Source organism: Massilia sp. TS11 (genome assembly GCF_022012445.1).
Classification (GTDB): Bacteria; Pseudomonadota; Gammaproteobacteria; order Burkholderiales; family Burkholderiaceae_D; genus Telluria.
In genome coordinates, this window is sequence record NZ_JAKLTS010000006.1 from 133,575 (window position 1) to 145,703 (window position 12,129).

A 12,129-nucleotide genomic window follows, 5' to 3' on the forward strand; every position below is an offset into this window, starting at 1 on the left:
CGTGGTGGGATGTGGCCCATCATGCGCGTGTTCTGTAAGTCCTGTGTGAAGGTTTTTACCGGTTTTGTATCAAACTGTTTCAGCCGCGCCTGCTTATACACGGAGATACATTGAGTGCTATCCAGCTTTACACGAAGCCGCCATAATGGATGGCTATGGACACTGTATCGACCATTTTGATTGTCGACGACGACCGCGATATCCGCACCCTGCTGGCGGACTATCTGGAGACCCACGGCTACCGCACGCGCGGCGTGCCCGACGGCACGGCCATGTGGAAGGCGCTCGACGAACAGCGCCCCGATCTGCTGGTGCTGGACCTGAACCTGCCCGGCGAAGACGGCCTGTCGCTGTGCCGCAAGCTGCGCGCCAATTCGAGCCTGCCGGTGATCATGCTGACCGCCCGCGCCGAGCCGCTGGACCGTATCCTGGGCCTGGAAATGGGCGCCGACGACTACCTGCCGAAACCCTTCGAGCCGCGCGAACTGCTGGCCCGCATCCGCAGCGTGCTGCGCCGCAGCGCCGCCGCCCCGGCCGCCCTGGCGCCCGACAAGATCCAGCACATCCGCTTCTCGAACTGGACGCTCGACCTGCAGGCGCGCCACCTGATCAATCCGGACGGGGTCGTGATCATGCTCTCGGGCGCCGAATTCCGCCTGCTGCGCGTGTTCCTCGAGCATCCGAACCGCGTGCTCAACCGTGATCAGCTGCTGAACATGACCCAGGGCCGCGACGCCGATCCCTTCGACCGCTCGATCGACATCCAGATCAGCCGCCTGCGCCAGAAGCTCGGCGAGGACGCGCGCCTGCCCCAGATCATCAAGACCGTGCGCAATGGCGGCTATGTGCTGGCCGGGTCGGTGAGCGTGGAGCCCGCTGCATGAGGGCTTTCTTCCTGTCCATGACGGGACGGGTCTTTCTGACCATCCTTCTGGGCGGGATTGCCTCGGCCGCGCTGACCCAGTGGGTCAATATGCGCGAGCGCCAGCGTGCGCTCGAAATCGAACGCGATCTCAACGCGCTCGAGCGCTCCGAGCACCTGGTCACCACGCTCGACGTGGTGCCCTTCGATCTGCGCGATGAGTTCCTGTCGGTCGCCAATACCCTGGCGATCCGGCTGGAGCCGTATGAAACCGCGCTGCCGCTGGCGCCGGCCCGCTCCGAGTTCGGCGACAGCCTGTCCCAGCGCCTGGGCAAGGAGTTCGACGTGCGCTCGCTCAGTGAGCGTCCGGCCGAATGCGATGCGCCGATCCGCGCCACCGAGCTGCTCGGCCCGACCCGCTGGCGCGGCGTGTGCGAAGTGCTGCGTGTGCGCCTGCGCGACGGCCACGATGTGCTGCTCAAAGTGCTGCCGCCGCGCCCCGTACCCGACCAGCTGCGCCGCAAGGCCGACAGCCAGGCCGTGATCATCACCCTGGCGCTGTCGATCGGCCTGCTGGCCTATCTGGTGGCGCGCATGACCAGCCGCTCGCTCAAACAGCTGGCCCAGGCTGCGACCGACCTCGGCAAGGACATCAACCGGCCGCCGCTGCGCCTGACGGGCGTGACCGAAATCCGCCAGGCGGCCGGCGCCTTCAATGCCTTGCAGGCGCGCATACGCCAGTATATTTTTCAGCGCACCCAGATGCTGGCGGCCATCACCCACGATCTGCAGACGCCGCTGACGCGCATGCGCCTGCGCCTCGAAAAAGTCGACGACCGCGAACTGCGCGAGCGCCTGATCGACGATCTGTCGGCCATGCAGGCGATGGTGCGCGAAGGCCTCGACCTGGCGCGCTCGATGGACACCAGCGAAGGCATGCAGGTGCTCGACCTCGATTCGCTGCTCGACAGCGTGTGTACGGATGCGGCCGACGCCGGCCAGCAGATCACGCTGCAGGGCCAGTCGCAGCTGGCCCTGATGGGACGGCCGATGGCCCTGCGCCGCTGCCTCAACAATATTCTGGACAACGCCATCAAGTACGGCGGCCGGGCCGATGTCACGGTCGAGCGCCTGCCGGGCGCCGCGCGCATCCGCGTGCGCGACCACGGCCCCGGCATCGCCGCCGACGAGCTGGCCCATGTGTTTGAACCGTTTTACCGGGTCGAGGGCTCGCGTTCGCGCGAGTCCGGCGGCACCGGCCTGGGCCTGACCATCGCCCGCAACATCGCCGAGCAGCATGGCGGCAGCATCGCCATCGGCAACCACCCGGACGGGGGGCTTGAGGTGCAGCTGGTCTTGCCTGAATACCGCGGAGGCCGCTGAGCTTCTTGCCAAGAGCAATAGAAATAGTTCTATGCGACAATGCCGAGCGCTGTCGCGTGGGGACAATACATCTGGACTGAGAATGAAGAAAACGACGATTGCCAGTTGGCTGGGGGCGGCTGCCATTGTGGGTGCAGGCGCCTGGTATCTGCAGGGTGGAAGTCATGAGAACGCGGCCCCGGCCGCCGCGGCGAAGAACGGTCCCGGCAATGCGCCGACCGTGGTCAATCTGGTCAAGCCGCAGCGCCAGGATGTGCCGGTGATCGTCCAGGCCACGGGCACGGTGGCGCCGGTGGCCGTGGTCGATCTGCGTCCGCAGACGGCGGCCAAGATCCAGACCGTGCACATCCAGGAAGGCCAGTTCGTGCGCAAGGGCCAGCTGCTGTTCTCGCTCGACGACCGCAACGAAAAGGCCAATCTCGAGAAGGCCCTGGCCCAGGTCGCGCGCGACCAGGCCCAGCTGGCCGACGCCGAGCGCCAGTACAAGCGCGCCCAGGAACTGGTGGCGCAGAAATTCATCGCCGCGTCCCAGGTCGACACCCTGCGCTCGGGCATGGAAGCGGCGCGCGCCCTGCTGCAGGCCGACCAGGCCGCGGCCCAGGCGGCGCGCGTGGCCGCCAGCTACACGGTGATCACGGCGCCGATGGCCGGGCGCGTGGGCGGCATCAATGTCTTCCCCGGCAGCCTGGTCCAGGCCACCACCTCGCTGACCACCATCACCCAGCTCGACCCGATCGATGTCAGCTTCACCCTGCCCGAAGGCGAACTGGGCGCCGTGCTGGCCGCCCAGAAGAGCGGCAAGGTGGCGGTCGACGCCGTGGTCGGCGCCGGCGGCAAGCCCGTGCGCGGCGAGCTGAGCTTCGTCGACAACAGCGTCGACGCCACCTCCGGCACGATCAAGGTCAAGGCGCGCTTCGCCAATCCGGACCAGGGCCTGTGGCCGGGCCAGTATGTGACGACGCGCGTGACCACCCGCGTGCTCAAAGACGCCACCGTGGTGCCGCAGGCGGCGATCATCACGAATACGCGCGGCACCTTCGTGTATGCGGTCGATGCCGACCAGAGCGCCAAGCAGGTGAAGATCCAGCGCCTGCATGCGTTTGGCGACCAGGCCGCCGTGGCCGGCCTCAATGGCGACGAGCAGATCATCACCGAAGGCAAACAGAACCTGCGCCCGGGCGGCAAGATCAAGCCCGCGCCGGCCGCCAAGCCGGCCAGCGCCGCCGCCAGCGGCAGCGCCAGCGCCAGTGCAAAGGGCAAGTGAGATGAATCTGTCCGAGCTGTGTATCCGCCGCCCGGTGATGGTGGTGCTGCTGTCGCTGGCCCTGATCTTCGCCGGCGTGCTGGCCTACATGCACATTCCGGTGGCGGCCCTGCCGAGCTATAACACGCCCGTCATTTCGGTCCAGGCCGACCTGCCGGGTGCCTCGCCCGAGGCGATGGCCTCCTCGGTCGCGCTGCCGCTCGAGAAGCAATTCTCGACGATTGCCGGCCTGTCCGTGATCACCTCGACCAGCACCCTGGGCTCGACCTCACTGACGCTGGAATTCGACGCCTCGGTCGACATCAATGCCGCCGCCGTCGACGTCCAGGCGGCCCTGCTGCGCGCCCAGCGTCAGCTGCCGCAGGAGATGACCGACCTGCCGTCCTACCGCAAGGTCAACCCGGCCGACCAGCCGGTGCTGTTCATGGCGATGACCTCGCCCTCGCTGAACCTGTCGGACCTGAACGACTATGCCGAAAACCTGATCGCGCCCAGCCTGTCGACCCTGCCCGGCGTGGCCCAGGTGACGGTCAATGGCCAGAAGCGCTTTGCCGTGCGCATCCGCGTCAAGCCCGAGCTGCTCAATGCGCGCAATATCTCGCTCGACGAACTGTCAACCGCGATCCGCCAGGCCAATGCGAATACCCCGCTCGGCCAGCTCGACGGCCCGGCCCAGACCCTGACCATCCAGGGCAATCCGCAGCTGATGAACGCGGCCATGTTCCGCGAGCTGATCGTCGCCAGCCGCAATGGCGTGCCGGTGCGCCTGGCCGACGTGGCCGAGGTCGAGGACAGCTACCAGTCGGTGAAGGCGGCCGGCAGCTACAACAACGAGCGCTCGATCGTGCTGCTGGTGCAGCGCCAGCCGAATGCCAACACGGTGCAGGTGGTCGACGCCGTGCGCAAGCTGATGCCGATGTTCCGCGCCCAGATGCCGGAGTCGGTGCAGATCAATCTGATCAACGACCGCTCGGTCTCGATCCGCGAAGCCATCCACGACGTCAATTTCACCCTGGCCCTGACCGTGGTGCTGGTGGTGCTGGTGATCTTCCTGTTCCTGCGCCGCGCCGCCGCTACCTTCATCCCGGCGGTGACGATGCCGATCTCGCTGCTCGGCGCGCTGGCCCTGCTGTACTGGCTCGGCTACTCGCTCGACAACGTCTCCCTGCTCGGCATCACGCTGGCGGTCGGCCTGGTGGTCGACGACGCCATCGTGGTGCTGGAAAATATCGTGCGCCACATCGAACTGGGCGAGAAGCCGATCCGCGCCGCCCTGCGCGGCTCGCGCGAGATGGGCTTCACCATCGTCTCGATCTCGATTTCGCTGGTGGCCGTGTTCATCCCGATCTTCTTCATGCCGGGCGTGATCGGCCTGCTGTTCCATGAATTCGCGGTGGTCGTCTCGCTGTCGATCCTGGTGTCGGCCGTGGTCTCGCTGACCCTGGTGCCGATGCTGGCCTCGCGCCTGCTGCCGGCCGACGCCCACGACGCCGAGGGCAGCGACACCTTCATCGGACGCCATTTCGAGCGCCTGTTCGGCGCCACGGCGCGCGCCTACACGCGCACGCTCGACATCGGCCTGCGCCACCCGAACGTGGTGCTGCTGATCGCCCTGGCCACCTTCGTGCTGACGGTGGTGCTGTATGTGACGATTCCCAAGGGCTTCTTCCCGGAAGAAGACATCGGCCAGATCCAGGCCAGCACCGAGGCCTCGGAGGACACCTCCTCGAACGCCATGCTGGCCCTGCAGACGCGCGTCGCGGCCGCCATCAAGCAGGACCCGAACGTGCAGGACGTGACTTCGTTCACTGGCGGCGGCAATACCGGCCGCATGTTCATCGTGCTCAAGCCGCGCAACCAGCGCGCCAAGATGCCCGAGGTGCTCGATTCCCTGCGCAAGGCGGCGCGCACGGTGCCCGGCATCGCAGTCTACCTGCGCCCGACGCAGAACCTGCAGCTGGGCGGACGCCCGTCCAAGAGCCGCTACCAGTACACGCTGCAAAGCGTCAGCCCGGACGCGCTGAACGACTGGGCCGCCAAGTTCATGGAGGCGATGCGCAATGACCCGATCTTCCGCGACGTCACCAGCGACTCGCAGCAGCGCGGCCTGCAGGCCAGCCTGAAGATCGACCGCGACAAGGCGAATGTGCTCGGCGTCCAGATGCAGGACGTGCGCAGCGCCCTGTATTCGGCCTTCGGCGAGCGCCAGGTCTCGTCGATCTATTCCTCGGCTGCTACCTATTCGGTGATCATGGAGGCGGCCGAAGCCGACCGCCAGTTCGAAGACGCGCTGCTGCGCATCGCCGTGCGCAGCAAGAGCGGCCAGCTGGTGCAGCTGTCGAGCTTTGCGACGGTCCAGCGCACGGTCGGCCCGACCGCCGTCAACCACCAGGGCCAGCTGCAGGCGATCACGCTCTCGTTCAACCTGGCGCCCGACGTGCCGCTCGGCGTCGCGACCGAACACATCACGAAGATGGGGCGCGACATGAAGCTGCCGCCCTCGATCATCACCAAGTACGGCGGCGACGCGGCCGTGTTCCAGGATTCGCAGTCGAGCCAGGTGATCCTGATCGTGGCCGCGCTGGCCGTGATCTACATCCTGCTCGGGGTGCTGTACGAGAGCTTCATCCACCCGCTGACGATTCTGGCCGGTCTGCCCTCGGCCGCCGTGGGCGCCCTGATCACGCTGCGCCTGTTCGGCCTGGATCTGACGATGATCGCCATCATCGGCATCTTGATGCTGATCGGTATCGTGAAGAAGAACGCGATCATGATGATCGACTTTGCCCTGCACGCCCAGCGCGAGGAGGGCATGGCCCCGGCCGAGGCGATCCGCCAGGCCTGTATCCTGCGCTTCCGCCCGATCATGATGACCACCATGGCGGCCCTGATGGGCGCGCTGCCGATCGCCCTCGGCCTGGGCGCCGGCGCCGAGCTGCGCATGCCGCTCGGCCTGGCTGTGGTCGGCGGTCTGCTGTTCTCGCAGGTGATCACGCTCTACATCACGCCCGTGATCTACCTGGCGCTCGACAAGTACAGCGGCTCGGGCCCGATGACGGACAAGCAATTGCACGAGCTCGAAGGCCCGGTCAAGGCTTGATTGCCGACAACGCGGGCCGGCGGGGCCTGCCTAGGATGGAAGCTCTGTTTCCATTCGTAAAGGCGGCCCCGGATGAAGCGCACCCGCATCACCCTGATCGGCATGGGCCCGCGCGGCCTGTCCGTCCTTGAACGCCTGCTCGCCTTTGCGCGCGTGAATGGCGCCGCGCTCGAGCTGCATCTGGTCGAGCCGGGCGCCTGCGGTCCCGGCGCGCACTGGCCGCAGCAGGCCGACTACCTGCTGATCAACACCGTCGCCAGCCAGGTCACGATTTTTCCCTGGCGCGAGGCGGTGGCCCATCCGTGTCCGGTGCCGACGCCCTCGCTGACCGAGTGGGCGCGCGCCGAGGGCTACCGCCGCATCGGCAGCCGCTTCGTGCGCGCCGCCGCGAGCGATGGGGCGCCGATCGAGGACGGCGACTACCTGCCGCGCTGCCTGCTCGGCGAGTATCTGGACTGGGCCTTCCGCAGCCTGCTCGGCGTGCTGCCGCCGACCTGCCGCCTGCGCCACCACCGCCACCAGGCGGCCGATGTGCGCGCGCTGCCGGGCGGCGGCTACCAGGTCGAACTCGACAGCGGCTACTGCATCGCCAGCGACTACCTGTTCCTGTGCACGGGCCACTGCCGCAATCAGCTCAATGAAGACGAGGACGTGCTCGCGCGTTTCGCCCGCGAGCATGTGCGCTACAACGACAAGCTGGCCTATGTGCGCCAGCCGTATCCGATGGCCGCGCTCGAGCGCATCGCCAGCGACGCCAGCGTCGCCGTGCAGGGCCTGGGCCTGACGGCGCAGGATGTGCTGGCCAGCCTGAGCGTGGGACGCGGCGGCCGCTTCCAGCGCGTCGGCCAGCGCCTGTGCTACGCGCGCAGCGGGCTCGAACCGGCGATCCTGCTGTTCTCGCGCCACTGCCTGCCGGCCGCCGCGCGCGGCATCAACCAGAAGGGCCTGAGCGGGCGCTACCAGCCGCACTGGTTCACGCGCGCCGCCATTGCCGGCCTGCGCCAGCGTTTCGGCCCCCAGCTCGACTTCGACCGCGCCCTGCTGCCGCTGCTGCTCAAGGAGATGGGCTATGCCTGGCGCTGCGCGCATGATGGCCGCGCGCCCGACCCGGCCCGCTATACGCTGGGCGCAGCAGAGCGCCAGGCGATCGAAGGCCTGCTGTTTCCGCTGGCCGGACGCAGCTTCGCCGAGCCGGCCGCGTTTGCCAGCTTCTTCCAGCAGCTGCTCAGCGACGACCTGCGCGAGGCCAAGCGCGGCAACTGCGCCAGTCCGCTCAAGGCCTGCGCCGACGTGCTGCGCGATGTGCGCGCCAGCCTGCAGGAGGCGGTCGAGTTCGGCGGCCTGACGCCGGCCTCGCACCGCCGCTTTCTGTCGCTGTACAACCCGATCATCAACCGCATCAGCTTCGGGCCGCCGCGCCAGCGCAATGCCGAGCTGCTGGCCCTGCTCGACGCCGGCGTCGTGCGCGTCGCCGCCGGCCCCCAGCCCAGCCTGCACACGGACAGCGAGCGCGCCCAGTTCCTGCTGCGCTCCAAATTCCCCGGGCGCGTGGTGGAGGAGGGCGTCGACGTGCTGCTCGTGGCCCGCCTCGATCCCTGCCTGCCCGAGCAGGACAGCGCGCCGCTGATGCAGAATCTGCTCCAGCGCGGCCTGGTGCGCCCTTACTGCAATGGTCCCTTCCATCCGGGCGGGATCGACATCGACCGTGCCGGCCACCCGATCGGGCGCGACGGCCAGGCCCAGAGCGCGCTGTGGGCGCTCGGCTACCTGACCGAAGGCGCCCACTACTACACGCATGCGCTGCCGCGGCCCGGCCTGGCTTCGCGCGCCGTTCAGGATGCCGACCGCGCCGTGCGCGAATTGTTTTCCCAACTCGAGGCGCGCCAGACGCACCGCGGACCGGCCGCAGTAGCGGCAGACGAGACTTTATAGGGCAGTTGAAACAACCTGTAACAACCGTGAAGGTCGACTTCGGCTAGTCTGTGGGTTCTGGCGTACGTACGTGCGCAATTCCCAAACCGGGCCGACTCTGGCACACTTGCCGGATTCCCCAGCCGTACCCCGAGAGACTTGTTGTTGCGCGACCATTCCCATACCGAGGACCAGGACAGTGGCGTATGCCCCCACTGCGGCCAGCCGCTGCCCCAGGCCGCGCCCGGTTTCGGCGAGCGCCGTCCGAACCGCACGGCGATTGCCGTCACCATTGCCGTCCACGTGCTGGTGCTCAGCATCGCGCTGATGCACAAGATGTACCACCAGGTGTCGGGCGCCAAGAAGTCGGAGGCGATCTACATCGCCCCGCTGGCCGGCAAGCCGTCCCAGCCGCAGCCCCAGCCCAAGCAGCGCCAGAAGAAGCTCGAAGTGGCCGACGTGCAGCGCCTGAAAAACACGATCACCCTGCCGACCGAGGTGCGGGTGCAGCCGGTGCCGGTGCAGGAGGTCAAGCAGAAGACCGAGCCGAGCCCGAAACCGGTGGAAGAAGACATGGCCGCCTACATCGCCAGCCGCCAGAAGGCGCGCGGCGCGACCCAGGCGGCGCCGGGCGAGACCGACGACGAACGCGGCCGGCGCAATGCGCTGGCGAATATCGCCGCGCTCAATGGCAAGAGCGGACAGGATCCGAACGATACCGGCGGCGTGTTTTCGGTGAAGACCGAGTACCACTCGGCCGAGCTGAAATTCCGCGGGTTCAACAGCAACTTCAAGCGCCGCTGGCTGACCCAGCTGACGGTCGAGCAGGGCAATGAGCCCGACATCGAGACGGCCGTGATCAAGAAGATGATCGAGCTGATCCGCAAGGAGAAGAAGGGCGACTTCATCTGGGAATCGCACCGGCTCGGACGCGAGGTGCAATTGTCGGCGCGGCCCGAGGACACGGCCCAGCTGATGGCCTTCCTGATGAAGGAAATGTACCCCGAGTACCGCCCGCCGCGCCGCTGAAGCGCAGGCGCGGGCGGCGCCCGCGTTTATTTGAGCAGGCGGGCGATGTCGCGGGCGAAGTAGGTCAGCACGCCGTCGGCGCCGGCGCGCTTGAAGGCCAGCATCGATTCCATCATCACCTTGTCGTGGTCGAGCCAGCCGTTCTGGGCGGCCGCCTTGATCATCGCGTACTCGCCCGAGACCTGGTAGGCGAAGGTCGGCACCTTGAACTCGTCCTTCACGCGGCGCACCACGTCCAGATAGGGCATGCCGGGCTTGACCATCACCATGTCGGCGCCCTCGGCGATGTCGAGCGCCACTTCGCGCAGCGCTTCGTCGCCATTGGCCGGGTCCATCTGGTAGGTGGCCTTGTTGCTCTTGCCGAGATTGGCGGCCGAGCCGACCGCGTCGCGGAAGGGGCCGTAGAAGGCCGAGGCGTACTTGGCCGAATAGGCCATGATGCGCGTGTGGATGTGGCCGCCCGCTTCGAGCGCCTGGCGGATCGCGCCGATCCGTCCGTCCATCATGTCGGACGGGGCGACCACGTCGGCGCCGGCCTCGGCATGGCACAGGGCCTGGCGGATCAGCATGGCCGTCGTTTCGTCATTCAGCACATAGCCGTTGGCGTCGATCAGGCCATCCTGGCCGTGCGAGGTATAGGGGTCGAGCGCGACGTCGGTGATGATGCCGAGCTCGGGGCAGGCGGCCTTCAGCGCGCGCACGGCACGCGGCACCAGGCCGGCCGGGTTGGCCGCTTCGGCGCCGTCGGCCGTCTTCAGGCTGGCGTCGATCACGGGGAACAGGGCCAGGGCCGGAATCCCGAGGTCGACGCATTCGCGCGCCACCTCGAGCAGCAGATCGACGCTGACGCGCTCGACGCCGGGCATCGAGCCGACGGCCTGGCGCTGGTTCTCGCCTTCGAGAATGAAGACCGGGTAGATCAGATCGGACGCGCTGACGCTGTGCTCGCGCATCAGGGCGCGCGAGAAGGCGTCGCGCCGCATGCGGCGCATGCGGCCGGCCGGGAAGGGGCTGAGGATGGTGGTCATGGCAATCCTTAGACGGTGGGCTCGGGCGTGTCGTCGATGCCGAGCAGTTGCAAAATCGTGGCGGTCGCTTCGTCGATGCCGACCCGCTTGAGCGAAGAAAACAATTGTACGGTGAACGGCAGCGGCTCGCCGTCTTCGTAAACGTAGGAGTCGAGCACGCTGCGCGCCTGGCGCAGCGCATTGCTCGCCTCGTTTCGGTTGAGCTTGTCGACCTTGGTCAGGATGCAGTGGATCGGCTTGCCCGTCGGGGCGAACCATTCGAGCATCTGGATGTCGAGTTCGGTGAACGGACGGCGCGCGTCCATGATCAGCACCAGGGCGGCCAACTGCTCGCGCGTCTGGACGTAGTCGCCCAACAGCTTCTGCCAGTGCTGCTTGGCGCCGCCCGAGACTTCGGCATAGCCATAGCCGGGCAGGTCGACCAGCAGACCTTCGATCTCCTCGACCTTGGTCGGGTCCTTGCGGTGCATGGCCACGTGGGCCCCGCCGAGCGAGAAATAATTGATGTGCTGAGTGCGGCCCGGCGTCTTGGACGCGAAGGCCAGGCCCTTCTGATTGCACAGGGTGTTGATGCAGCTCGATTTGCCGGCGTTCGAGCGGCCGGCGAAGGCCACCTCCGGCACATGGGTCTGCGGTAAGTCACGCAGGTGATTGACCGTGGTGAAAAACCGGGCTTGCCAGAGTTTGGACATAAATTGCAAAAAGGGGCGTGATTCGCGGGCCAGCTATTGTACAATAAGGGGTTACGAATTGTTGCAATGCAGAAGCTACGGTGCGCGCGGCCTGATCGCCCCCGTGGGAAAATTTAATAAAATCCATTTTTGACTTGTTCTCAGGGTGTCTGAATGAATCGTGCGCTTGTCCCGTTTGTGAAAACCATGCTCGTGGCTGCCATCGCCGTGTCGGGTGCAGCCTTCGCCGCCGACCACGCCGCCGCTCCCACCAAAGCTGATCCGGCCAAAGGTGGCAACCTGTACGCCAACGGCGACGCCGCCCGCAACATTCCGGCCTGCGTGTCCTGCCACGGCGACGCCGGCAACTCGACCATCGTCGACAATCCGCGCCTGGCCGGCCAGCATGCGTCCTACCTGTACAAGCAGCTCGTGGGCTTCACCACGGCCGACCGCAACAACCCGGTGATGACCCCGTTCGCCAAGGCCCTGACCGACGACGAGAAGAAAGACATCGCCGCCTACCTGGCCAGCACGACGCCGAAGCAAGGCACGGCCAAGAACAAGGACACCCTGGACCTGGGCAAGAAAATCTACCGCGGCGGCATCTTCGAAAAAGGCGTGCCGGCCTGCGCCAGCTGCCATGGCCCCACCGGCGCCGGCATCCCGGTACAATACCCGCGTATCGCCTCGCAGCACCTGAACTACACGGTCGCTGCCCTGACCAACTTCAAGTCTGGCGCCCGCAAGAATCCGCAGATGCAGACCATCGCCAAGAAGATGTCTGACGAGGAAATGAAGGCCGTCGCCGACTACATCGCCGGTCTGAAGTAATGCATGCCACGCCCGCCGGGCGTGATGGGTTGTAAAGAAAGGGCGGC

General features: G+C 66.9%; 9 protein-coding genes. 7 read left to right on the plus strand and 2 right to left on the minus strand.

Translation table 11 applies throughout. From position 1 onward, the window contains the following. Positions 1–155 precede the first annotated feature (155 nt). The 6 genes from LZ005_RS11140 to LZ005_RS11165 all read left to right on the plus strand — a co-directional run bounded on the left by LZ005_RS11140 (position 156) and on the right by LZ005_RS11165 (position 9,549). Positions 156–884, plus strand: coding sequence for a response regulator (locus LZ005_RS11140; protein ID WP_237808120.1), 729 nt, complete (start codon positions 156–158; stop codon positions 882–884). Beyond that, complete coding sequence (locus tag LZ005_RS11145; protein WP_237808121.1) at positions 881–2,245, plus strand: ATP-binding protein; 1,365 nt, start codon at positions 881–883, stop codon at positions 2,243–2,245. Before LZ005_RS11140 ends, LZ005_RS11145 begins: the two co-directional genes overlap by 4 nt. A gap of 82 nt (positions 2,246–2,327) precedes the next feature. Further along, the gene (locus tag LZ005_RS11150; protein WP_237808122.1) at positions 2,328–3,509 is read left to right on the plus strand and encodes an efflux RND transporter periplasmic adaptor subunit; all 1,182 of its coding nucleotides are present in this window, start codon (positions 2,328–2,330) and stop codon (positions 3,507–3,509) included. A 1-nt stretch (position 3,510) separates the two neighbouring features. Next, the gene (locus LZ005_RS11155) at positions 3,511–6,609 is read left to right on the plus strand and encodes an efflux RND transporter permease subunit (protein WP_237808123.1); all 3,099 of its coding nucleotides are present in this window, start codon (positions 3,511–3,513) and stop codon (positions 6,607–6,609) included. 72 nt (positions 6,610–6,681) lie between these two features. Beyond that, positions 6,682–8,541 (plus strand): FAD/NAD(P)-binding protein, encoded by a 1,860-nt coding sequence (locus LZ005_RS11160; RefSeq protein WP_237808125.1) that lies wholly within the window; start codon positions 6,682–6,684, stop codon positions 8,539–8,541. 144 nt (positions 8,542–8,685) lie between these two features. Next, the gene (locus tag LZ005_RS11165) at positions 8,686–9,549 is read left to right on the plus strand and encodes a hypothetical protein (RefSeq protein WP_237808127.1); all 864 of its coding nucleotides are present in this window, start codon (positions 8,686–8,688) and stop codon (positions 9,547–9,549) included. A gap of 26 nt (positions 9,550–9,575) precedes the next feature. On the opposite strand, the gene hemB is transcribed toward LZ005_RS11165, so the two are convergent. Then, on the minus strand, positions 9,576–10,577 hold the full coding sequence (gene hemB, locus LZ005_RS11170) for a porphobilinogen synthase (protein WP_237808129.1): 1,002 nt from the start codon (positions 10,575–10,577) through the stop codon (positions 9,576–9,578). 8 nt (positions 10,578–10,585) lie between these two features. After that, positions 10,586–11,269, minus strand: coding sequence for a ribosome biogenesis GTP-binding protein YihA/YsxC (yihA, locus tag LZ005_RS11175; protein ID WP_237808133.1), 684 nt, complete (start codon positions 11,267–11,269; stop codon positions 10,586–10,588). Positions 11,270–11,422: 153 nt separating this feature from the next. Here yihA and LZ005_RS11180 point away from each other — a divergent pair, with 153 nt between their 5' ends. Next, on the plus strand, positions 11,423–12,082 hold the full coding sequence (locus tag LZ005_RS11180) for a cytochrome c (RefSeq protein WP_237808134.1): 660 nt from the start codon (positions 11,423–11,425) through the stop codon (positions 12,080–12,082). Positions 12,083–12,129 lie beyond the last annotated feature (47 nt).

Coding starts and splice junctions, on each gene's coding strand:
- LZ005_RS11140 (WP_237808120.1), top strand. CDS start 156: ATGGACACTGTATCGACCATTTTGATTGTCGACGACGACCGCGATATC.
- LZ005_RS11145 (WP_237808121.1), top strand. CDS start 881: ATGAGGGCTTTCTTCCTGTCCATGACGGGACGGGTCTTTCTGACCATC.
- LZ005_RS11150 (WP_237808122.1), top strand. CDS start 2,328: ATGAAGAAAACGACGATTGCCAGTTGGCTGGGGGCGGCTGCCATTGTG.
- LZ005_RS11155 (WP_237808123.1), top strand. CDS start 3,511: ATGAATCTGTCCGAGCTGTGTATCCGCCGCCCGGTGATGGTGGTGCTG.
- LZ005_RS11160 (WP_237808125.1), top strand. CDS start 6,682: ATGAAGCGCACCCGCATCACCCTGATCGGCATGGGCCCGCGCGGCCTG.
- hemB (WP_237808129.1), bottom strand. CDS start 10,577: ATGACCACCATCCTCAGCCCCTTCCCGGCCGGCCGCATGCGCCGCATG.
- yihA (WP_237808133.1), bottom strand. CDS start 11,269: ATGTCCAAACTCTGGCAAGCCCGGTTTTTCACCACGGTCAATCACCTG.
- LZ005_RS11180 (WP_237808134.1), top strand. CDS start 11,423: ATGAATCGTGCGCTTGTCCCGTTTGTGAAAACCATGCTCGTGGCTGCC.